The sequence below is a fragment of the Mastigocladopsis repens PCC 10914 genome (assembly GCF_000315565.1).
GTDB classification, from domain to species: Bacteria; Cyanobacteriota; Cyanobacteriia; order Cyanobacteriales; family Nostocaceae; genus Mastigocladopsis; species Mastigocladopsis repens.
The window spans coordinates 5,062,302-5,083,798 of the sequence record NZ_JH992901.1; the positions used below are offsets into that span (position 1 = coordinate 5,062,302).

The window sequence follows — 21,497 nt, forward strand, 5'->3', positions numbered from 1 at the left end:
TCAGCACACCAGACCAGTGGTAGACTGGGACACATTTTAAAATGAAAAAGTATAGCTGAATAAGTTCACTGATTCTTTCTATGTCAGTTTTTGCGCCTTTAGCAGCGATCGCAGTCTTGGCTGTTCTGATCCTGGTACACGAGTTTGGACATTTTATTGCGGCAAGATCCCAGGGGATTTACGTCAATCGTTTTTCTCTAGGCTTTGGTCCGGTTATCTGGAAATATCAAGGAGCGCAGACTGAATACGCTATCCGAGCTTTTCCTCTCGGTGGTTTTGTCGGTTTTCCTGACGATGACCCAGATACCAATATTCCAGCCAATGACCCGAATCTTTTGCGTAACCGCCCCATTTTAGATCGGGCGATTGTCATTAGTGCGGGAGTGATAGCGAATTTAATATTTGCCTACTTCCTTTTAGTCACGCAGGTTGGTTTTGTTGGCATACCACAAGCAAGCCAACCCCAACCAGGAGTTTTGATCCAACAGCTAGCACCAAATGTAAGTTCTGTCGCAGCCAAAGCAGGAATTCAGAAAGGAGATGTCATCCTAGCAGCTAATCAAAGACAATTTGGGGCATCGCAGCAAGAGTTAGAGGCTTTAAGGGAAATAATTAAAACTAATCCAGATAAGCCAATTCAACTAGAAATTGCGCGTAATGACCAAAAGCTGTCTTTGACCGTAGTTCCTCAAGCAAACTCAAACGGTGAGGGTAGTATCGGCATCGGACTTGGTCTCAACGTCAAAGTTGAGCGTCGTCCCGTGAGCAACCCCGTGGAAGCTTTCAAGACTGGCGCTAAAGAATTCCAGCGGATTGTCTCAATGACATTCCAAGGTTTTGGGCAATTAATCACGAACTTCGGCGAGACAGCTAACCAAGTTGCTGGTCCAGTGAGAATTGTGGAAATAGGTGCCAACATTGCCCAGAATGATACAGGCAGTTTGTTCTTCTTTGCTGCTTTGATCAGCATTAACTTGGCTGTGATCAATATTTTGCCTTTACCAGCTTTAGATGGGGGACAACTAGCTTTTCTGCTAATTGAAGGTTTACGCGGTAAACCCTTGCCTAATCGCGTTCAAGAAGGTGTCATGCAAACTGGTTTGGTGATACTTTTAGGGCTAGGGATTTTTCTCATACTCAAAGAAACTACCCAATTGGAGTGGGTGCAAAAATTATTCCAGTGATTAGTAGCCGCAAACGGTCATCTGTGAAGCAACGGGCGCTAGAAATCCTAGTTCGCCTAAACCGTCTTTATCCAGATGCAACTTGCTCTTTAAACTACTCAACCCCAGTGCAGTTGCTGGTAGCTACCATTCTCTCGGCTCAGTGTACGGATGAACGAGTGAATCAAGTAACACCAGCCTTGTTTAGTAAGTTTCCGGATGCAGCCAGTCTGGCAAATGCTGATTTGACAGAGTTAGAAAACTTGGTTCGTTCCACCGGGTTTTACCGCAATAAGGCGAAGAATATTCAAGCAGCCTGTCGGATGATTGTCAATGAGTTTGGCGGTCATGTGCCAAAGCGGATGGAACAGCTGTTGCAGCTTCCTGGTGTGGCGCGCAAAACGGCAAATGTCGTCCTCGCTCATGCTTATGGAATCAATGCTGGGGTAACTGTTGATACTCATGTGAAGCGTTTAAGCCAGCGCTTGGGCTTAACTGAACACACAGACCCCATCCGCATTGAACGAGATTTGATGCTCCTATTGCCTCAACCAGACTGGGAAAATTGGTCAATTCGGCTGATTTATCATGGTCGGGCGATTTGTAAAGCGCGATCGCCCGCGTGTGAAGCATGTCAACTGGCTGAACTCTGTCCTTCTGCTTTTAACGTGCCACAGGTCACTGTGAAGGCAAAAGTTAAGGAAACCCCTTAGTGGTCTGCCAAGGAAATGCAGGGTTTGTAGTTAGCGCTGTCTAGCCTGCGGCACGCCTGACGGCGAACGCTCTGAGCGCTAATTGCAAACTGAGTTTATGTCAAAAGATGTGCCATTATATAGAATGGTAAATGCTGTCTTTAAAGAAATTACTGACATTATGGCAAAAAAGAGCATGATTGAGCGCGAGAAAAAACGCGCCAAAATGGTGGAAAAGTACGCTGAAAAGCGCGAAGCATTGCTAGAAGAATTCAAACAAGCAGAATCTCCTCTTGATAAGCTGGAAATTCACCGCGAAATTCAACAGCTACCCCGCAATAGCGCTCCCAGCCGCCGCCGCAACCGCTGCTGGGTAACAGGTCGTTCCAGAGGAGTTTATCGAGACTTTGGTCTGTCTCGCAATGTCCTGCGGGAATGGGCACACGAAGGTCTTTTGCCCGGAGTGGTTAAATCTAGTTGGTAGGCGCGTGGTTAGTCGTTAGTAGTTAGTGGTTCTTGTTGACAACTAACAACTAACAACTAACAAAATTACTGCCCGCAACATCTATCAATTCCCAGACTATCTAGGAGTAAATCGCTGACAGCGTTGGCAATAGCAAACTCTCCGTAGAAACTTTTGGAAAAATCAAACGACTGCATCTCTGTGACAATAGCAATGACCAGAGAACCTAAGTCGTTTTCTCCTTCCATCCGTTGACGCACAAAAATCTGTGCTGCTCTTTGGGCAATTGTCTGATTGATTGCTTCCGGGATAAATTCTTCATCAAGCCACTGATGCAAGCTTCTTCGCAACCATTCTCCCTCAAGCATGGGGTTTTGAGGTGGTGGCAGGGTGATGGGTGGAATTTGTTCTGTCATTGTTCTTTATCTTATCTTCATATTACAAACATTAGCGTGCTAGAAAATTGGGTTTGTAGTAGGTGCTCAAGCGTCCACTACAAGCCGTATTTTTCACCTATTTTTATGCAATATGATATCGCCACTATTATTCAAGGCTATGCTCAAGGCTATTTTCTCATGGCTGATGAGAATCATGCCTTGGGGTGGTATGCAAGTCGCGATCGCACTTTCATTCCCTTGGATGAACGATTTCGCTACCCCAAGTCCCTGCAGCGTGTCCTCAATCAAGAGCGTTTTACTATTGCGATTAACCGCGATTTCAAAGCTGTCGTGGCTGGGTGTGCTAACCGAGAACTAACTTGGATTTCACCAGAGTTAAAAGAGATTTACTGGGAACTTTACCAAGCTGGTTGGGCGTATAGTTTTGAAACTTGGCAAGGGGATGAACTCGCTGGGGGAATTTTAGGAATTGTGATTGGGGGTGCTTTTATTGGGGAGTCGATGTTTTACCGCATCCCCGAGGGTTCAAAGGTGGCGATGGTGAAATTGGTGCAAAGGCTACGGGAGAGGCAATTTGTGCTGTTTGACGCTCAAATGATGAATCCTCATTTGGAAAGATTTGGTGCTTATCGGGTGAGGGATAAAGAGTATCAAGAATTGCTTAACAAAGCTTTGCAACGTCCCTGTTCCCTACTTTAGTCAACTATGATGAGTCCTTTGTAACAACAAATCACTCATGAAAAAGGACAGCATAAGTCATAGTTGGAGGGAATTTTTGCATATTAACCACAAAATTGAGACACCTGAGTGATATCTAAACCAGTGAAAAACTGGTATTCTACAACCTGTAGTTAAAAGTGTCCCTATTCTGTTGTCATTAAACGTGACTCAAAACTACTGCCGTGCTAGGCTCAGAGGCAAATCCTTCAAAGGGCAAGACTTAACAGGTGCAGACTTCTCCTATTGCGATATCCGGGGTGCTGACTTTACAGATGCCATCCTTAGAAGAGCAAACTTTAGCCATGCCAAAGCGGGACTACAACGCCGTTGGGCTTTTGCCTTAGTTATATTTGCATTACTGCTGTCGGCAGTATCAGGATTGCTATCTGGTGTCAGTGGTTCTCTGGTGGGATTTATTCTAGTGAATGGGAACCGTGAAAATATCTATGTTGGCACAATCAGCTTAATAGTCTTGTTAGTCTTTTTTCTGATCACTCTGTGCCGAGGAGTGACAGCAGCCTCTGGATTTTTGGCAGTGGCAGTGACATGGGCTGGGGTTGCGGCAGTGGCATGGGCTGGGATAGTGGCAGTGGCATGGGTTAGGACAGCTACTGAGACAGGGATAATGGAATTGGCAGCACTCGTGGCAGTGATAGTTACAGGGGCTGTATCAGTGGTCGTGGCTGCAACAGGGGTCGTGGTCATAGCCGGGGCAGCAGTCGTCGCAGGGGCTGTCGCTGGGTTATTGGCAGTCGCAGTAACCGTGGCAGCGGCAGGGGCTGTTGCTGGGGCGGTGGTCGTTGCAGCGGCAAAGATTGGTGGTGTCGTAGCAGGAACACTGGCAGTGACAGTTACAGTATCAACAATAGTTTTGTCTGCTAACGTTGCTTGCCTTGCCTTACTGGAAGACGAAAAGCAAAGCTGGGTTCGCAATGTTGCTCTTGGCTTAGTGACAAGACGCGGAACCAGTTTTCAAGGGTGCGATTTGACAGATACTGACTTTACCCAGGCAAGACTGAAGAATAGCAATTTCATCAAATCCATCCTGACACGTACCTGCTGGTTTCAAGTGCAGAAGCTGAATCTTGCTGACGTTAGGACAACCTATCTTGAGGATGAAAACATACGACAATTGTTAGTTACCAAAGACTTACAAAACAAAAATTTTGATGGCTGGAACTTGCAAGGTATCAATTTGCAGGGAGCCAATATCAAAGATGCTAGCTTGATTGCCGCTAAACTCAATGAATCTAACTTGCAAGATGCTGATCTTTCCAGAACCAACCTGACAAGGGCGCAATTAGACAGAACTGATTTTAGAGGTGCAACTCTTACAGGCGCATACATCGGCGACTGGGGCATTACACAGGAAACCAAACTTGATGGTGTAAAGTGCGAGTACATCTTCATGTATGTACCCACAAAAGACAATCCTAATCCCTATCGCTTACCCACCAATTGGGAAGAGTCTTTTAAAGACGGGGAATTTAGCCAATTTATTAGCCCATCGTCCAAATTATCACAAATTTAGTTAACACAAGCCACCCGGCGTTCTGTGACCAACGTCAAACTAACCCATTCGCCTTTTTCGCTGTAGCTGCGAATCATCCGCTGACGCAGATTGGGTTCTATCAGCCAACCTACCTCAAGAAAAAGTGGTTGACGTAATTGCAGCTTGAGTGGGGAAGTTGCAGAAGCACCATCGCTTAGAAGTAATACTTGCACCTGTTTTTGCGGATCTTGGTTGAAGTGGATGATGGAGTCTTTGACAGTCGCTGTTGAGGTAATTGTGCGTTCCCCAAAGGTTAAGCTTTGCATTAATCGCCCAGCGTTATCAAGTTGCAATTGCATTTTGGTGGGATAACTTTGGGGAGGACGCAAGTCTGGATATATTGTCACTGCTTCACCCTGCCATTCTCCCAAAAGGTCATCTACTTTTAAGGTTGGGCGTTGTCGTGGTTGAGTTCCAGCCAGATGCTCTCGAATCAGAGTAAGCTTGTCTAGCTGGAGGTTTTTGTCAAATAACTGAATGAGGCGTAAGCGGTGATTTTCGTAAATTAAACCAAATTCTGCCCCAAATTCGGAAAATGGTCCTAGCTGGATGGAACCTTGAGAAAACGCCCCATTTTCAAAAAACAGCACACTTCGTCCTAAGGAAGAGTATTCTAAAACCTTTTCATTTGGGCCTAAGCAGATTGTCTGGCGAATTGTCTGGTTGTTGTTCAACCCGTCTAAGGAAACTATGCTGGGAATATCTTCTTGAATTTCACCTTGAGGCGACAAACGGGTAAATGAACCTTGCCATTCACCGAGATTTTTCAGCAAAGCTTCCCATTGTGAGCGCATATTTATGATTTCTTAAATTAATAAGAATTATAAATTATGAAGAGGAAATTTTTTATCATTCATAATTTATAATTCACAAGTTCTAGCTTTTGGCAAATCGCTGCACCGCAAAAAGACTCCCAAATAGTCCTATTGCTGCACCAAAACTCAGGAGAATCAGGGGTAAGAGTAAAGATTGTGACGCAGTGAGTTGCAAGCCGTTGTTAAGGAATCGAATAAATTCGGGTTGATTGGCTAACCACTGGCTGAGGAACTGTTGAATGCAGCTGATGAAACTCCAGGCAGTAGCACCCCCAAGAAAGCCAAAGGTCATTCCTTGTAAAATAAACGGTAGATAAATCCACGCTGAAGTTGCCCCCAGCAGTTGCATGACTTCAATTTCCCGACGACGCGCTATGACAATCAGGCGAATGGTGGTTGAGGTAACAGCAACTGCGGTTAAGGAGAGGATGATGGTAATGGTTAGTGATATCCAGTTCAAAGCTTGATGTAATTGGGCGATGCGTTTGACAGCTTCATCCACATACTGCACGCTATCAACTCCCTCTAACTTTGCAAGTTGCGTTGCTAAGGTTGGTACAGCAGAAGAGTTTCGCGCTTTCACTTTCAATTCATCTACCAAAGGATTATGACCTAGTTGCTGGGTGGCTTCCTCAATATCAGAAATTCCCAGTTCCTGAACTAACTTTGTCCAAGCTTGCTCTTTGGTAATTGTTTTGAGATCTTCTACCTCTGGCATTTTTGCCACAAGTGGCGAAATCACTTCCGCCCTCGCATCTGGTTGGAGATAAACTGAGACTTCCAACTGACTACCAAATTGGTTGAGCAGTTTTTCTAATTGCCAGGAAGTTTGCAAACTCATGCCAAATAAGAATAGTAAGACAGCGACAGTACTCACAGCCGCCCAGTTCATCCATCCGCCGCGTTGCAAACCCAAGAAAGTTTCTTTGAGCAGATAGTCAAGTTTAGTGAACAACTTTACCACTTTACACCCCGATGTTTTTGTAGGAAATAACAGTACCTTTTATACTCGCGGCGGGTGGTAAATAGCCAGAGCACTTGAGGATACCATGACCTCTAAGTAGTCGGTTTTACCTAGTCCAGCTAGGGCGCTGGAATTGTTAAGATTAAAGAACTGACACGATATAAGACCTAGCCCATATAAGTGAGTTACAGGATCATGCCTATAGAAATCGCTGTTGAGAAGAAAAAGTTACAAAATCCGCCATTGGAACTTCATTACTTGGGCGATCGCGTCCTCCGTCAAGGGGCTAAACGCGTGCCTAAAGTAGACGAAGAAATTCGCCAAGTGGTACGTGAAATGCTGCAAACTATGTACAGCAAGGATGGCATTGGTTTGGCTGCACCCCAAGTGGGAATTCACAAACAACTCATTGTCATTGACTGCGAACCAGATAACCCAGCTAACCCACCACTGGTGTTGATTAACCCCACTGTAAAACAGGTGAGCCGTGAGATCTGCGTGGCGCAAGAAGGATGTTTGAGTATTCCAGGGGTTTACTTGGATGTGAAGCGCCCGCAAGTTGTAGAAATCTCTTACAAAGACGAGTATGGGCGTCCCCGGACTTTAAAGGCTGGAGATTTGCTCGGACGCTGCATTCAGCACGAGATGGATCACCTCAATGGTGTGGTATTTGTAGATCGCGTAGATAACTCTTTGGCTTTGGCACAAGAGCTATCTAAGCACGGCTTTTCACATCAGGCTGTCAAACCAGTAGCATAGGGTGATCACAGTAGTGAATACAGTTACTCCAAAAAGTGGTTTATTTCTGGCTTGTTCTTGTATTACAGCAATAGCGGCGGTAGGTTCCATTTTTGAACTCAGTTCTGGACAACCGGATTTGGGTACTCAAACAACTGCAATTATCCTGGGACTCAGCATTCCACTGACAGGATTATTTTTTGTTGCTGCAGTGAGGGATGCTAAAGCTAATATTAAATAAGCATCAGGTGTAGAGAAAGGAAAAGGAAAAAGGAAAAAGGAAAAGTAAATCCTTTGACCTTTTGCCTTTTGCCTTTTACTTACAGTGTGAGGTATGAGTATCAATCAAGATGGTTCAACCACTGGTAATAAGATTTGCGATTGACTCTCACCTGTGCAACTCACCGTCAAAGTGATAATCTCAGCATCCATACTCAACTCTGAACTATTGCCAGGATTCATCGCATAAGCTGGGAAACACGCCGCACTCAAACTTAGTCGCAAGGCATTACCTTTGGCAATTCTTGCACAAGTCGCCTGTAATTGAATTGTTCTTTTGAGGGAATGAGTTCCGTCTTGGCAACGAAGATAACCTTGAGCCAAATTGTACGCTCTCCCATCAGGATACACATCTGACAGAACTGCACACAAATCATAACTGGCTTTGTCAGACTTACACCAGACTTCAACGACAATATCACCTGCCAAATACAGGTCTGTCTCTAGCGGTTCAGTGGTATAAGTCAAGACATCTGAACGGCAATCAATATGCGTTCTCTCAAAACAACCAGCAGGAATCGCAGCATGACCACCCAATGATGGAACTGGTCGCCAAGGGTCGTGAACCAATACGTCATCAGTGCAATCAGGACAAGTTGTGGTGAGAATGCCTTCGCCTTCCCTGATGCTGGCGAGTCCAGTGGTTGACAAAAAATATGATCGCTGGTTTGATATAGATAAATTAGGAAAAGCTTGCCAAAAATTACTCCCCATCTCAAATAACCAAACTGGCAACTCATTCAGTAATCCTGTATCCATACCTTTGAGGAATTGGTCAAACCAGCATAATTGCATCCTGTCTACAGGGCTTCCCGCGTTGACACCAAAGTCAACCGCACCGACTTTGCGATTCCAAGGCAAATGCGCCCAAGGTCCGACTAACAGTTGTTGTCGGTATGCACTTCTTGCTGCCATATCTTTATATAAATTTAAAGTGCCACGCAGGTACGTATCAAACCATCCTCCAATATGGAACATGGGCAAATCAACATTTTTGAGGTATGTTTTGGGAGAAAGTTTTTCCCAATATTCATCGGGTTGAGAATGCGCCAACCACTCGTGATAAAAAGAGTCTGGGGCAAAATTCTTCAAGATTTCTGGATGAGTGGGAATTGGGTCATGTAAAGGCAAATTGCGCGAAGCGGCAAACAGCGCTTGATAAGCCTTTTTATCTTTTTTTAAACGGGCGGTTTCTGTAGCTAATTGAATTGCCCAAGCAAGATTGCTTTGTAAGCAAAATGCGCCTCCTTCATAAGCCCAATCTGCATATAAATCATAGGCAATCATAGCAGGGCAAATTGTTTTTAGGGCGCTTGGTTTAGCAGCAGCAGCATATAGTTGAGTCATTCCCTGGTAGGAAAAGCCATACATCCCTACTGCGCCAGTACTACCAGGTAAATTTGCAGCCCATTTTACCGTATCTTCACCATCTTCAATTTCGTGGGCAAAGAGTTTGAATTTTCCTTGTGATGTACCGCGTCCCCGGACATCTTGAATAACCACGATGTAGCCGTGGGCAGCGTACCAGCTAGGATGGGCGTAGACGACAGTAGATGCGATCGCTCTACCATAGGGTTGTCGCATTAATAATACAGGAAATTCTCCAACACCATCAGGGTGGTAGATGTCTGCATCCAAGCGCACGCCATCACGAGTCAGCATCGATGCGGTTTGTTTGGGATGGACTTTGAGCATGACTTAAGATGGAGGAATTAAGAATTGAACCACAGATGGACACAGATGATATTGATAGACTTACGCAGAAAATTCTTGGATGTGTATATGGATTTTTAGCATGGTTATGATGGAGGAATTAATTAAACCACAGATGGACACAGATGGACACAGATGATATTGATAGACTTACGCAGAAGATTCTTGGATGTGCGTATAAGGTGAGTAATGTTTTGGGTGCTGGATTTTTGGAAAAGGTGTATGAAAATGCATTTGCTTATGAGTTGCGAAAAGCTGGTTTACGGGTAAAGCAGCAGTACAGGATAGAAGTACTATATGATGGCGTTATAGTTGGAGAATATTTTGCCGATTTGCTAGTAGAGGATTGTGTACTGGTAGAACTTAAAGCAGTGAAGACTTTAGAGTCAATCCACTTTGCCCAGTGTCTAAGCTACTTAAAAGCTACTCGACTCAAACTTTGTTTACTTATGAATTTTGGTAATCCTAAAGTTGAAGTTAAGCGGATTATACAATAAATAAAAACACAGATACACCCAGATACACAAAGATAAGAAAAACATCTGTGTCCATCTGTGTCCATCTGTGGTTTTTAATCTTTTCAATACGGCATTAACCTATCCACTCTCCCCAACACCGCCATATCTTCCTCATCCAACTCCACTGGTATACCACTACGAATTAATTCCGAAAAATCTTCATTAGGAACCATAAAAGTCAGCGTATATAACCGACTAGAACCACTATTTTTAATCAAATGAGTGCCAGTGGGAGGAACTAACAAACTATCTCCTGCTTTAATTGGGACACTTTTCCCGTCACAAATTGCTATTCCTTCTCCTTTAAGGACAAAAAACATTTCTACCGCCCACTGATGACGATTAGGCGGTGTTTTGCCACCAACATCAAAAATTTCTACGCAACACGTCAAAGAAGTATTAGCACTTGCCGTATCGAAGATAATCGCCAAGCGATTTGTGTCATGGGGACTAATGCGATATGCTTGATAATCTTTGGGAGATTTGATAACGGGAATGACACAACGACTAGCCTGCATTTATTTATCCTCCTTGATTGTTCAGGGTTTAATAGTTAGAACTTATGAGAACTTATGCACTATTTAGATGTAGCCACATATAATTTGACGAACTCTCATAAATGCCTATCAACTTGTATGAAGCCGTTAGTTTAACTTTAGGTTGCAATCATTAAGAATTATGAAATTTTTCGAGACAAGAAAGTTATAAGTTTTTACTCATGACTCATAACTTCGCTCGAAGAGCCATTAATCGCTGTTACAATCGCTTGCGAGTCAGTGACAAAACCAAAGCACTGCTTGACGTTGTAGAGTGTAGCCAGCCAACAATAGTCAGGAGAAGTTGTGGCGGTACAGTCTTTGACTAACAAGCAGTCATATCCTAAGAAGTTGGCATCTTGCAAGGAAGCCATTACACATTGGTCAGCATTGACACCTGCAAAAAATAGTGTCGTCCTTCCTAGGTTCCGCAGGATACTATCTAAGGGGGTATCCCAGAACCCACTCATGCGGTATTTATCCACGCGAATATCTTGGGGTAATTGTTGGAGTTCATCTACCACCGCCGCAGCCCAACTACCCGCCATAAGTACTTTAGCACCGTTACTGGGCAGTGGATCGCCCAATCCCACGCCTTCACCTGTGGGGTTGTAGACGTGAAGCACACTAGCACTAATATTGAGTAAGTCGGGACGGTTTCCCCAATTCACCCAGATGACGGGGACGCGCTTCTGGCGAAGTGCAGGTAATAAGTTTTGTAAAGGTTCTATGGGTTTACGCGCTGGCGTCACATCCACACCGATATGTGCCAACCAGCCATCGGGATGGCAAAAGTCGTTTTGCATATCAATGACGAGAATGGCAGCTTTTGCCAAATCGAGGCGCAGGGTTTTGGTTTCTGTTGATAAGATAACGGGTTGTGGGGTCTGGGGAGGACGAGTGATATCTGCAAACGTATGGTTGACTGCCCATGCGTTTGGTGCAATTCCTAAATTCCGAAGAGGCATATTCATACATTCCAATACCCAACACCATTCTTTATTTTGTAGCTTGAAAATCTCCTAAACGTTTCATTACTTAATCAAGGTTTAAATCGTGAACTTTACTATCCGAAATGTTTTGATTGCGACTGTTGATGATTATGCAACCGTGGATGTGCAGATTGTAGACGGCGCGATCGCCGCTATTGCACCCAGTTTGGAGGTGATCGGTACGGCAATTAACGGTGAAAATAAACTCCTTTTGCCAGGATTTTTCAACGCCCACACCCACTCCTCGGAAATGTGGCAACGGGGGGCTATTCCACCTTTTCCTTTAGAATTATGGCTGGCGGAACTCTACGACTTTGTTCCTCTTGATACAGAAAAAGTTTACCTGAGTGCTTTGGGAACGGCAGTAGAAACCCTGCTTTCCGGTGGTACAAGTGTAGTGGATCATCTGGTGCTAATTCCAGGGCAAGAGTTAGAAACAATTGCTACTGCTGTTCGCGCCTACAAAGAAGTTGGCATTCGCGCCTTTGTCTCTCCCCTCATTCAAGATGAATCCCTCACCGCTGGTATTCCATCAGGAGAAACCGAGCAAAATCACGAGCCTTATTTTCGCTCAACACAAGCTACACTGGATCTGATCGAAGAAGCAGCCAGACAGTTTCATCGCCCGGATGAGGGTATGAGTATTTTAGTTGCGCCCACGGGAATACAGTTGTGTTCTGATGCTTTGTTTGAGGGGTGTAGTGAGTTAAGCAATAAGTACAATCTTTGCCGTCACTCCCACTTACTGGAAACCAAAGCGCAAGAAAAATTAGCGCAAGAAAAATACGGTTGTAGCGCGGTTGAACATCTGAAGCATATTGGTTATTTGAGCGATCGCACTACCCTTGCCCATTGCGTCCACTTAAGCGACACCGACATTGCCATCCTTGCTGAAACCAAATCCACAGTTGTCCATAATCCCTTAAGTAACTTGCGTTTGGGCAGTGGCATTGCCCCGATTTTAAAATATCGTCAAGCTGGAGTCAACGTCACTTTTGGTTGTGATGGCGCATCGAGCAATGATTCGCAAGACTTACTAGAAGCCATCAAAATTGGTTCTATGCTGCATAACGTCACAGATTTAGATTATCAGCACTGGATTACACCTCGTCAAGCGGTAGAAATGGCATCTTTGGGAGGTGCAAAGGGACTGAACATGGCTGAAGAACTCGGTTCTCTCAACGTTGGCAAAAAAGCTGATTTAGTTATGTATGATCTCACCAGCTTATCACTGCTACCACGTACAGACCCCATCGGTTTATTAGTTCTCGGTCGTCCCACCAATGTTGTAGAAAGTGTATGGGTAAATGGCAAGCAAATTGTTGCTGATGGTAAAGTGACCAATATCAACGTGGATGAGTTGCGGCAACAATTATTTAACCACAGTCAGTGGCATACAAAGCGCAAGTCTGAGTCTGTTGCTCAAATAGAAGCACATTATCGTGCAGTGATGGGTTTATCATAGGGACTTACCTCACGCAAAAATTAGCAACAGATGTTGTAGCTGATGTATGATTTATCTGACTGTCCCATAGATGACTCATTCGTTAAATCATCTGTTGCTAAATTCGTTACTAATGAGCGTGAAATGATCCCTTTCAGCTCCCATCCAACGTTTTTGTATCACCGCGTTTGCGAAATAAACTTGTCATACTTAGACCAGTAATTAATAGTCCTATTGATCCCAAACCATTTAAAAGGGGATAAATTTCTCCTAGATGCAAGATTTCTAGGGTGTGGAGTCGGAGGAAAAATTCGCCTAACTTGTCTTGGTGCAACAATTCATCTGCAATGGTATAGCCCATGCCACTAAGCACGGTGAGAAATAAGGGCAGACATAAAACAATACCAATCTGGCGATGGTATCGTCGAAAACTACGAATCATAAATCCTTAAGGAAAATAACTGTTACCTTGGGAATTTTAATTGAAAAGTTAGATGTAAAAGGTCAAGAACTTGTGAAGAAGCCAAACGTATTTCACAAAGATCATGAAGTGTGGAGTCATTAAGTACGATTAATTTTTCATCCCTTAACTTTATTCTGCTATCTTTGCATAACCCACTCTCCAGTGACGTGGCTGCTTTAACTCATCTCCCTTTCCTTGAGCAATGAGCCAAACAGCAGCCCGAGTCTTGAATAATGCCTTCATTAGGTAATGTCCTGGTTTAGCGGAAACGCCATAAGCAACGGTAGTGCCAGCAAAAGCAAGTTCTCCGCAGAAAGTACCAACGCCTTCTATTGTGACTGTGTACAGCTTATCATTGAGATGTCCACCGGGAATCATGAAAATTGCGTAAACATGATGCTCACCCCGCCAAGGCTCAACTACGACTTTCTGAGGATGTGTGTAATATCTTTCACCTGTTGCTCGAAAAACGTTTGATTGCTGGCAAGTGAGTACATCTGGTAACTTTGAGATGGAACTCCAACTAAGGATAATCACCAAGGTGAGTGTAAATAATAGGTAAGTGATTTTACTTTTATACACTTGTGATATCTAGCACTACATATTCTAAGGTAACGCATTTCTGACTCCCACTCCCACCGAAGCGTTCCCCTGGAAAGTTGCTGATATAAAAGTGTAGATTACCCTGGATTAATTCGAGCAAGTTACAGCACCTTGCAAGTAAATGAAGTACAACGCTGTCGTCTAAAAGCCAGACAGAAAGCCCTTTTTACTTCTGAGTTCTGAGTTCTGAGTTCTGAATTCTGCTGTAACATTAACCTTTGCTTTCCTCTTCTGCGCTTTTACGAAGTTCGATAAATTGCTTACCAGAATCCGTTACTTTCACGTATTCTGAAAGATTACTCCCTTCATATGGAATGTCACGAATTCTACCGACCTCTATATACCCTATATCCTTGAGGTAATAAAGTTCTCTTTCCAGAACATCATTCATTTGATAAGAACCAAAACTACCCGCAGCAAGTTTCTTTAGGTTCTCATACATTGATTTTGACATTGATAACAAAAATAGCTTGTCAGTTCTTGACTTAGTTGTAGCGAGTTTCTTGCCAATTGTATTTATCTTGCTTTCGAGTTTTCCTCTGTCAAAAGTCAATGAAATAACATCATCAAGCTGAGGAATGAGAAACAGGAGGAATGCAAGAGCAATGATTGCTACAAAAAGGAGTGGACTAGGTTGTCGGGAAATTAACAGAATGAGCAACACTGCTTCGATAAAAGCAATACATATAAATGCTGCCCACCATTTTGCTGAATAATCTTGAGTCACAATTTATCTCCTGATAAATCTCTCTAGTGATGATTTTATTTGAATGAATCTAAATTATAATTGCTCTTCAATAAAGGTTTGTATCCTAATGACATTAGGTCTTAATTGAAAATAAAAATTCGCTTGAAAATAGAATATATATGTTGATCTGCTGACAAAATTATGGGGATGACCTGAGATAACCTTCGTGAAGAACTTAGCCTTCCTCTAGAATTTTTATACCCTTATTTTTGTGACAGCAAAATAGGTGATCATAAATAAAGTTACCAGGTGAAAGTAGGTGTAGGGGTGTATGGGTAATTGCTCGCTGTACTAACACCTTTTTTATCTATCATTAGCTGTATAGCAATTAATTTAAATCTATGGTACGAAATATAGATGGGGTTGTGGATTGGTGACAAGAGGCACATTGAGGTAGAGTGACCTTGAGCAAGTTTGTTAATCAACTCGCTATGAATCGTTTATAGTACCTGCTTTCGGAAAGGGCGTAGAATGCGCGATCCACAAATTAAAATTGATCCGGGAACTCTCGTTTTTATTGCGTCTGTTCTTCTGCTATTGCCCCTTCTGCTTGCAGGTTTTTTCTTGCAATAAGTTTTAAGGATTAAAATAATTATTATGACTGCAACAGCACCATCTGCCAACCTACCTGTCTTGGAAGAATTAAAGTCAGGATTGCCAAATATTTGCGGTTGGGAAGCAGAAATTCGTTCAGTTGTTCAACAGGATAACCCCGTATTTCTCAACAGCACAAATCGACCCTTAGAAGATATCACAGCTGGGTTTGCTTGCGCCCTCCATATGCATCAACCCACCATTCCTGCGGGTGCTCATGGGGAACTTATTAGCAACCTTCAGTATATGTTTGAACATCCCCATCAAGGAGATAACCATAACGCAGAACCATTTGCCTGGTGCTATAGCCGCATGGGAGATTTCATTCCCCAACTTGTGAGCGAAGGTTGCAATCCTCGGATTATGCTTGACTATTCGGGCAATTTGTTGTGGGGATTGCAACAGATGGGACGAGAGGATATCCTGAACAATCTTAAACGCATCACCTGTGATCCCCAATATCAGCCCTACGTTGAATGGTTGGGAACAATGTGGAGTCATGCAGTTATTCCTTCCACACCAATTCCTGATATTAAACTCCATATTCAAGCATGGCAACATTATTTTGCAGCCATTTTTGGCTATGATGCCCTCAAGCGAGTCAAGGGCTTTTCTCCTCCAGAAATGCACTTGCCCAATCACCCAGATACGCTGTTTGAATATATTAAAGCTTTGAAAGAATGCGGCTATCGTTGGCTGATGGTGCAAGAACATTCGGTAGAACGTCTGGATGGTTCTGGACTACATCATGACGATAAATATATCCCAAATCGTTTGGTTGCTCGCAATTCTCAGGGTGAAACTATCAGCATCACAGCATTAATTAAAACCCAAGGTTCTGATACAAAATTAGTGGCTCAGATGCAGCCTTATTTTGAGGCAAAAGGAAGGGGTAAGCAGCAGCTTGGAAATGTAACTGTCCCCTCTTTAGTCACCCAAATTGCTGATGGGGAAAATGGTGGTGTAATGATGAATGAATATCCCCGCGATTTGTTGAGGGTGTATCATGAAATCCGCGACTCAGGGGGTAATCATTCAGGAACAGTTGCACTCAACGGTACTGAGTATTTGGAAATGATTGAAAGTGCAGGTGCTCATCCTGACGATTATCCGACCTGTCAAGCTGTACAGCAACACAAAATTTGGCAGCGAGTAGATCCAGAAAATGCCACATCAGAAGCAGTAGAAAAGGCAATAGGAGAATTAAAAGAAACAGACCATCAATTCCACATGGATGGTGCTTCTTGGACAAATAATTTAAGTTGGGTTCAAGGGTACGAAAATGTATTAGATCCGATGAAGAAACTCAGCGTGTTGTTTCACGAAAAGTATGACACTTTAGTGCAGCAAGACCCTACAGTGACACAGAGTTCTGAGTATCAAGAAGCATTGCTGTACAACTTGTTATTGCAAACAAGTTGTTTCCGATATTGGGGACAAGGAATGTGGACAGATTTTGCTCGTGAACTTTATCGGCGAGGCGAAGCGCTACTGTAACTAGGGGTGCAGGGGAATAGGGGTATAGGGGTGTAGGGGACTCCACCCTATTTGGATGGAGTTTTAAACTTGGACGTTGTATTTTTAAGCCCTGAGTCCTTACGGACACGCTGCGCTTACGGGCACGCACTCGTGTTCGCACCGTTCATTCAAAATTAAATATAAAATAAATATAAAACCTTGGTAGGTGCGCTATCACGCACCCTACATATAAGGAGTGGCGATTGGGCAAAGCCCAGCGCCCTAAAGCGCGATCGCCTTTCTCTTTTTGGGAACACTGTATCTAGATATCCCAAAGGAGTATGACAAATGGCAGACAATCGGATCAGTGCTAGTTTTTCCCAAAGCGATCGCCAAGCCGTCATGCAGGCTATTGCTACCATTCGTGAAAAGTTACCGTTTTTGGTAGGGTTGACAATTGAGGAGCGTAAATCCTTACCTAAGTTAGGCGACAAGAGTCGGGCGTTTGTGACTAGGGCGTTAGAAGTGGGGACGCAGAATCCAGACTTTCTACCTCGGTCGTTTGATTTGTATGATATGCGCCGGGATGTGGAATTATTTGAAGCGTTGTACCCGGTTTTGCTGTCGTTGACTCAACTGCAAGAACTAGTGGATGATACTGTTATGGCAGCTGGTAGTCAAGCCTATGCGGCGGGGTTGATAGTTTACAACTACGCAAAAGCAAGCGGAAAAGGGACAGGTTTAGATGCAGTAGTGGATGAAATGGGACGCAGGTTTGCCCGTAAATCTCGCAAAGCGCAGCCTCAAAAGTCGGAAGTGTAGAAAATTTCTCGGTAATTCTACGTTAAAAATTGAAATTTTGAGCTTTGAGCTTGGATGTTTGAGTGTGGAACTCGGCATTCCGAGTTCAAAGCTTTAATTTTGGAGTTTCAGAGGTCGAAGTTCCGAGTTCAGAGGTCGAAGTTCCGAGTTCAGAGGTCGGAGTTCCGAGTTCAGAGGTCGGAGTTCCGAGTTCAGAGGTCGAAGTTCCGAGTTCAGAGGTCGAAGTTCCGAGTTCAGAGGTCGAAGTGTTGTTTTGAGAGCGATCGCATTGCAATTAATATCATGTCCGGTTGAATAATTGTGTGAAAGTTTGTAGTAAGGACTTAAGTCCTTACTACACAAAAGTTTTATGATAAGCAATTTACCGGACATACAGCACCTTGCAAGTAAATGAAGTACAACGCTGTCGTCTAAAAGCCAGACAGAAAGCCCTTTTTACTTCTGAGTTCTGAGTTCTGAGTTCTGAATTCTGCTGTATAACACATCGCCTTTTACAGCGGTTTTCAAATCAATGAACCACATCTGCACTCATTTCAATCCCTGTAGAGACGCGCCATGGCGCGTCTCTACAATGTGGTCTATTTACCCGAAAATTGCTGTAAGGCGCACGCACTCGCGTTCAGACTGGAAGTCTAGGGCTATACAAACCAAGTCTGCCTGCGCGGACTTATGTTAGCCTTAGGAAAAGCGATGTGAAACGTTGTTTTCATAAATAAAACAAGTATTTCTACCAGCGTAAATAATACAACGGCTATGAGCAGCACACCAGGAATTCGCGTCACTCAGCCCGATAAATTAAAAAGGAAACCTGAGATTAAGCAGCGAGAACTTTGGACAGCATTAGCCAAAACAATAGCAAATCTTGCGACTGTTAATTTAAGCAACGTACCAGAAAATCTTGTAGACATTGGAGCATCACTGGGGCTAAAACATAAACCAGAAGAACTTGCTTGGTTGCTAATTCTCCATTCTCTCAAGCAAGCAATAGAGAGCTTGGTGAAAGACTATCGACAGATAGATACGCAAGTAACCGACAATATCATTGTGGCGCTTTCTGAATATTGCTTAACTATATTTCTAATAGGTAAAGAACTGACTATTTATCCTGGCTTTTTTGACGCTCCTATAGAATCGCTTATTATTAAATCAAAAGAAACTCCTGTTGCTCCAGATAAAGAAACTTATTTTATTGAAGCAGTCAAAACTCCTTTTGCCGAATGGTTAGAAAGTTTTGGTCTTAATAAAGCACAGGTAAAAGTCATCAGTGATAGGCTTCCCACTCAGTTTGTTTATGCCTTACATCAAGAGTGGAATAATAATAGTAATAAATATATTAATTTACAAGAAAAACTCAATAGTCCTTTTAGTCAAGCTGCTGAACGAGAAGGAAAAAAGGAACAAGCATGGCGGTTGTATTCAGCATGGCTGCAAAACCAAGTCAATCAACGAATTTTTGATGAAGTTTTTACCCTGAGAGATGTTTATGTTCCCTTACGTGCATACTATGAACGTGAGATTAAGGAGCAAAATGATGATGAGGTTGAGCGCCAGATAACAAAAGATAAACGATATGAGCAAATCGTTGTTGAGCTAGAAAGTGAATTGGCAGCTTGGTTAAATAAGGCTGATCCTAATGATGCTATCCGTGTTATTAGTGGAGGACCAGGAAGTGGTAAATCTTCTTTTACTAAATGGTTTGCATCTGAGCTAGTAAAAGAAAAGAGAAAACACAATATTCAAGTCTTATTTATTCCTTTACATCTTTTTAATTTAAAGGCTGATTTGGTAGAAGGACTCAGCAATTTTATTGAATCTACACATCGTATTCCTTTACCTCAAAATCCCTTAAAACGAGATAATTCTGTATCACGCTTATTGATGATTTTTGATGGATTAGATGAGTTATCAATGCGGGGCAAAATTGACAAAGACATTGCCCAAGAATTTGTTAGTGTTGTGCAGAGACAAGTAGAGAAGTTTAATGACTCTGACAATTGCAACTTGCAAGTCTTAGTCAGTGGTCGTGAATTGGTAGTGCAGCAGGCTCATAGCAGTGTGTTGCGTCAAAGCCATCAAATTCTACATATTCTGCCTTATTTTGTCACAGAAAACCACAGAAAGAATTACATTGATAAGCAAGGGTTGTTAAAACAAGACCAGCGGAACCTTTGGTGGCAGAAATATGGTAAAGCTATAGGTAAAAATTTTGATAAATTACCATCAGACTTAGAGTTAGAAGATTTTACAGAAATTACTTCCCAACCTTTGCAAAGCTACCTAGTGGCATCTGTTTTTGTGGAAGGTAAATTGGAATCTGAGCAAAGCAGCAATTTAAGTTATATCTATGGGCAGTTATTAGAAGGAGTTTATCAACGAGGCTGGGAGAAGAACACACAACACGCGGCTGTTGAGGAACATGATATTGAAAAACTGGAAGATTTTGCCCGCATTCTTGAAGAAATCGCTATAGCTTGCTGGCATGGGGATGGAAGAACAACAACAGTTAAAAAGATTGAAGAAAAATGCGCTAACAATCGGCATCTAAAACAACTCTTTGAAGTATATAAGCAAGTTGCAGAAAAAGGGGTAACTCGTCTTTTGACTGCCTTTTATTTCCGTAAAGGTGAAGTTAAAGATGATGAAAATACTTTTGAATTTACTCACAAGAGTTTTGGTGAATATTTGACTGCAAGACGCATTGTGCGGGGAGTCAAAACAATTTACGAAAATTTGGAAGACCGCAAAAATGACTCTGATAAAGGATGGGATGAAAAAGAGGCTCTAAAAGCGTGGGCTAAACTTTGCGGTTCAACTGCTATGGATGAGTACATTTTTAAGTTTGTTCTGGGTGAAATGCAGTTGAAGGATAAAGGTGAAGTTGGCAAATGGCAGAAGATACTATGCCATCTCATTAGTTTTATGCTGCGTGATGGTATGCCCATGGAAGAATTAAAGTTAAAGGATTTTAAAGAAGAAACCCGACAAGCACGTAATGCCGAAGAAGCGTTGTTAGCTGTTTTGAATGCTTGCGCCAGAGTCACAAAAGAAATTTCTCAGATTAAATGGCATGATTCAATCATAAAAACTCCAGGAGAAGAAAAGACAGAATATTTTAAAGATTTTGGTGTTTGGATTTCGCGACTGTATGGGCAGAGAGTTAATTATAATGATCAAGTATTTTGCTTAAGACGGTTGAGTTTTTTAAATTTGCAAAACTGCATTCTCATCCGCAAAGATTTTTACGAGGCGGACCTTAGAGAGGCGGACCTTAGTGGGGCGGACCTTAGTCGGGCGTACCTTAGTGGGGCGTACCTTAGTCGGGCGAACCTTAGTGGGGCGAACCTTAGTCGGGCGGACCTTAGTGAGGCGGACCTTAGTCGGGCGGTCCTTAGAGGGGCGGTCCTTAGAGGGGCGGACCTTAGTGGGGCGGACCTTAGTCGGGCGGACCTTAGTGAGGCGGTCCTTAGTCGGGCGGACCTTAGAGAGGCGGACCTTAGATGGACTAAGCGTGAAGGGGCAAACTTTGCAGGAACAATCCTTGAGGGCAAAGACTTAGCATACTTAGATGAAGATTCTGATGAATCCTAGAACACCAATTCAGAATTCAGACTTGAAATTCAGACTTGAACAGGACTTACGCACAGGTAACGAAAAATCGTTCGCGTAGCATGCGCTTAACGTATACCATAGAGAACGCAGAAGACACGGAGTTTAGTAAAGGCAGTCTAATTTTTGGAAGCCTAAATTGCTGGACGTACAACCCGAATCAACTGACCTTGTAGGGATTCCTGAGATGCGATCGCTCGTTATACAGACGTGCCA

At 43.1% G+C, this 21,497-nt stretch carries 21 protein-coding genes; 12 read left to right on the forward strand and 9 right to left on the reverse strand.

Annotated features, from left to right (window positions below; genetic code table 11):
* The first annotated feature begins 80 nt into the window (after positions 1-80).
* From rseP to rpsN, 3 genes are all read left to right on the forward strand, one after another.
* A complete protein-coding gene (gene rseP / locus MAS10914_RS0124500) occupies positions 81-1,184 on the forward strand; it encodes an RIP metalloprotease RseP (RefSeq protein WP_017318585.1) in 1,104 nt (367 codons plus the stop codon).
* Positions 1,160-1,876, forward strand: coding sequence for an endonuclease III (gene nth, locus MAS10914_RS0124505; protein WP_017318586.1), 717 nt, complete (start codon positions 1,160-1,162; stop codon positions 1,874-1,876). The genes rseP and nth overlap by 25 nt, the downstream gene beginning before the upstream one ends.
* Before the next feature lie 160 nt (positions 1,877-2,036).
* Positions 2,037-2,339 (forward strand): 30S ribosomal protein S14, encoded by a 303-nt coding sequence (gene rpsN / locus MAS10914_RS0124510; RefSeq protein ID WP_026082788.1) that lies wholly within the window; start codon positions 2,037-2,039, stop codon positions 2,337-2,339.
* Between the two features lie 65 nt (positions 2,340-2,404).
* On the opposite strand, the gene MAS10914_RS0124515 is transcribed toward rpsN, so the two are convergent.
* Positions 2,405-2,734, reverse strand: coding sequence for a hypothetical protein (locus MAS10914_RS0124515; protein WP_017318588.1), 330 nt, complete (start codon positions 2,732-2,734; stop codon positions 2,405-2,407).
* A 105-nt stretch (positions 2,735-2,839) separates the two neighbouring features.
* On the opposite strand from MAS10914_RS0124515, the gene aat reads away from it, so the two are divergent.
* Together aat and MAS10914_RS0124525 are read left to right on the forward strand one after the other, a co-directional pair.
* Positions 2,840-3,415, forward strand: a complete 576-nt coding sequence (gene aat / locus MAS10914_RS0124520; RefSeq protein WP_017318589.1) for a leucyl/phenylalanyl-tRNA--protein transferase — start codon at positions 2,840-2,842, stop codon at positions 3,413-3,415.
* Positions 3,416-3,599: 184 nt separating this feature from the next.
* A complete protein-coding gene (locus MAS10914_RS0124525; RefSeq protein ID WP_017318590.1) occupies positions 3,600-4,967 on the forward strand; it encodes a pentapeptide repeat-containing protein in 1,368 nt (455 codons plus the stop codon).
* Here the strand turns inward: MAS10914_RS0124525 and MAS10914_RS0124530 are convergent.
* The gene (locus MAS10914_RS0124530; protein WP_017318591.1) at positions 4,964-5,782 is read right to left on the reverse strand and encodes a DUF3598 family protein; all 819 of its coding nucleotides are present in this window, start codon (positions 5,780-5,782) and stop codon (positions 4,964-4,966) included. The two genes, MAS10914_RS0124525 and MAS10914_RS0124530, sit on opposite strands and share 4 nt — an antisense overlap.
* An 82-nt stretch (positions 5,783-5,864) precedes the next feature.
* On the reverse strand, positions 5,865-6,767 hold the full coding sequence (locus MAS10914_RS0124535) for a cell division protein FtsX (protein WP_017318592.1): 903 nt from the start codon (positions 6,765-6,767) through the stop codon (positions 5,865-5,867).
* A 195-nt stretch (positions 6,768-6,962) separates the two neighbouring features.
* Between MAS10914_RS0124535 and def the strand changes: the two genes are divergently transcribed.
* Both def and MAS10914_RS0124545 read left to right on the forward strand, forming a co-directional pair.
* Positions 6,963-7,526, forward strand: coding sequence for a peptide deformylase (def, locus tag MAS10914_RS0124540; protein WP_017318593.1), 564 nt, complete (start codon positions 6,963-6,965; stop codon positions 7,524-7,526).
* Between the two features lie 13 nt (positions 7,527-7,539).
* Positions 7,540-7,746, forward strand: a complete 207-nt coding sequence (locus MAS10914_RS0124545; protein WP_017318594.1) for a hypothetical protein — start codon at positions 7,540-7,542, stop codon at positions 7,744-7,746.
* Positions 7,747-7,850: 104 nt separating this feature from the next.
* Here the strand turns inward: MAS10914_RS0124545 and MAS10914_RS0124550 are convergent, their stop codons facing one another.
* Complete coding sequence (locus tag MAS10914_RS0124550; protein WP_017318595.1) at positions 7,851-9,446, reverse strand: CocE/NonD family hydrolase; 1,596 nt, start codon at positions 9,444-9,446, stop codon at positions 7,851-7,853.
* A 176-nt stretch (positions 9,447-9,622) separates the two neighbouring features.
* Here MAS10914_RS0124550 and MAS10914_RS0124555 point away from each other — a divergent pair, with 176 nt between their 5' ends.
* Positions 9,623-9,994 carry a GxxExxY protein gene (locus MAS10914_RS0124555; RefSeq protein WP_017318596.1) on the forward strand — a complete coding sequence of 124 codons (372 nt, stop codon included), beginning with the start codon at positions 9,623-9,625 and terminating at the stop codon, positions 9,992-9,994.
* An 83-nt stretch (positions 9,995-10,077) separates the two neighbouring features.
* Here MAS10914_RS0124555 and MAS10914_RS0124560 read toward each other — a convergent pair whose 3' ends face one another.
* Together MAS10914_RS0124560 and MAS10914_RS0124565 are read right to left on the reverse strand one after the other, a co-directional pair.
* Positions 10,078-10,533 (reverse strand): cupin domain-containing protein, encoded by a 456-nt coding sequence (locus MAS10914_RS0124560; RefSeq protein ID WP_017318597.1) that lies wholly within the window; start codon positions 10,531-10,533, stop codon positions 10,078-10,080.
* A 194-nt stretch (positions 10,534-10,727) separates the two neighbouring features.
* Positions 10,728-11,525 carry a cysteine hydrolase family protein gene (locus tag MAS10914_RS0124565; RefSeq protein WP_026082789.1) on the reverse strand — a complete coding sequence of 266 codons (798 nt, stop codon included), beginning with the start codon at positions 11,523-11,525 and terminating at the stop codon, positions 10,728-10,730.
* 82 nt (positions 11,526-11,607) lie between these two features.
* Here MAS10914_RS0124565 and MAS10914_RS0124570 point away from each other — a divergent pair, with 82 nt between their 5' ends.
* Positions 11,608-13,008, forward strand: coding sequence for an amidohydrolase (locus tag MAS10914_RS0124570; RefSeq protein WP_017318599.1), 1,401 nt, complete (start codon positions 11,608-11,610; stop codon positions 13,006-13,008).
* A gap of 133 nt (positions 13,009-13,141) precedes the next feature.
* On the opposite strand, the gene MAS10914_RS0124575 is transcribed toward MAS10914_RS0124570, so the two are convergent.
* The 3 genes from MAS10914_RS0124575 to MAS10914_RS0124585 all read right to left on the reverse strand — a co-directional run bounded on the left by MAS10914_RS0124575 (position 13,142) and on the right by MAS10914_RS0124585 (position 14,780).
* Complete coding sequence (locus tag MAS10914_RS0124575; protein ID WP_017318600.1) at positions 13,142-13,429, reverse strand: hypothetical protein; 288 nt, start codon at positions 13,427-13,429, stop codon at positions 13,142-13,144.
* Between the two features lie 150 nt (positions 13,430-13,579).
* Positions 13,580-14,032 carry a hypothetical protein gene (locus MAS10914_RS0124580; protein ID WP_017318601.1) on the reverse strand — a complete coding sequence of 151 codons (453 nt, stop codon included), beginning with the start codon at positions 14,030-14,032 and terminating at the stop codon, positions 13,580-13,582.
* A gap of 232 nt (positions 14,033-14,264) precedes the next feature.
* Positions 14,265-14,780: a hypothetical protein gene (locus MAS10914_RS0124585; protein WP_017318602.1), complete on the reverse strand. Its 516-nt coding sequence runs from the start codon at positions 14,778-14,780 to the stop codon at positions 14,265-14,267.
* A gap of 618 nt (positions 14,781-15,398) precedes the next feature.
* Here MAS10914_RS0124585 and MAS10914_RS0124590 point away from each other — a divergent pair.
* From MAS10914_RS0124590 to MAS10914_RS30995, 3 genes are all read left to right on the forward strand, one after another.
* The gene (locus tag MAS10914_RS0124590; protein ID WP_017318603.1) at positions 15,399-16,892 is read left to right on the forward strand and encodes a hypothetical protein; all 1,494 of its coding nucleotides are present in this window, start codon (positions 15,399-15,401) and stop codon (positions 16,890-16,892) included.
* Between the two features lie 309 nt (positions 16,893-17,201).
* On the forward strand, positions 17,202-17,675 hold the full coding sequence (locus MAS10914_RS0124595; protein ID WP_017318604.1) for a hypothetical protein: 474 nt from the start codon (positions 17,202-17,204) through the stop codon (positions 17,673-17,675).
* A gap of 753 nt (positions 17,676-18,428) precedes the next feature.
* The gene (locus MAS10914_RS30995) at positions 18,429-21,263 is read left to right on the forward strand and encodes a pentapeptide repeat-containing protein (RefSeq protein ID WP_017318605.1); all 2,835 of its coding nucleotides are present in this window, start codon (positions 18,429-18,431) and stop codon (positions 21,261-21,263) included.
* Positions 21,264-21,497 lie beyond the last annotated feature (234 nt).

What these genes read in the sequence shown, in the direction of transcription:
- MAS10914_RS0124590 (WP_017318603.1), top strand. Translation starts at nt 15,399, where the DNA reads ATGACTGCAACAGCACCATCTGCCAACCTACCTGTCTTGGAAGAATTA.
- rseP (WP_017318585.1), top strand. Translation starts at nt 81, where the DNA reads ATGTCAGTTTTTGCGCCTTTAGCAGCGATCGCAGTCTTGGCTGTTCTG.
- MAS10914_RS0124515 (WP_017318588.1), bottom strand. Translation starts at nt 2,734, where the DNA reads ATGACAGAACAAATTCCACCCATCACCCTGCCACCACCTCAAAACCCC.
- MAS10914_RS0124555 (WP_017318596.1), top strand. Translation starts at nt 9,623, where the DNA reads ATGGACACAGATGATATTGATAGACTTACGCAGAAGATTCTTGGATGT.
- aat (WP_017318589.1), top strand. Translation starts at nt 2,840, where the DNA reads ATGCAATATGATATCGCCACTATTATTCAAGGCTATGCTCAAGGCTAT.
- MAS10914_RS0124550 (WP_017318595.1), bottom strand. Translation starts at nt 9,446, where the DNA reads ATGCTGACTCGTGATGGCGTGCGCTTGGATGCAGACATCTACCACCCT.
- MAS10914_RS0124560 (WP_017318597.1), bottom strand. Translation starts at nt 10,533, where the DNA reads ATGCAGGCTAGTCGTTGTGTCATTCCCGTTATCAAATCTCCCAAAGAT.
- MAS10914_RS0124565 (WP_026082789.1), bottom strand. Translation starts at nt 11,525, where the DNA reads ATGAATATGCCTCTTCGGAATTTAGGAATTGCACCAAACGCATGGGCA.
- MAS10914_RS0124575 (WP_017318600.1), bottom strand. Translation starts at nt 13,429, where the DNA reads ATGATTCGTAGTTTTCGACGATACCATCGCCAGATTGGTATTGTTTTA.
- MAS10914_RS0124530 (WP_017318591.1), bottom strand. Translation starts at nt 5,782, where the DNA reads ATGCGCTCACAATGGGAAGCTTTGCTGAAAAATCTCGGTGAATGGCAA.
- MAS10914_RS0124595 (WP_017318604.1), top strand. Translation starts at nt 17,202, where the DNA reads ATGGCAGACAATCGGATCAGTGCTAGTTTTTCCCAAAGCGATCGCCAA.
- rpsN (WP_026082788.1), top strand. Translation starts at nt 2,037, where the DNA reads ATGGCAAAAAAGAGCATGATTGAGCGCGAGAAAAAACGCGCCAAAATG.
- def (WP_017318593.1), top strand. Translation starts at nt 6,963, where the DNA reads ATGCCTATAGAAATCGCTGTTGAGAAGAAAAAGTTACAAAATCCGCCA.
- MAS10914_RS30995 (WP_017318605.1), top strand. Translation starts at nt 18,429, where the DNA reads ATGAGCAGCACACCAGGAATTCGCGTCACTCAGCCCGATAAATTAAAA.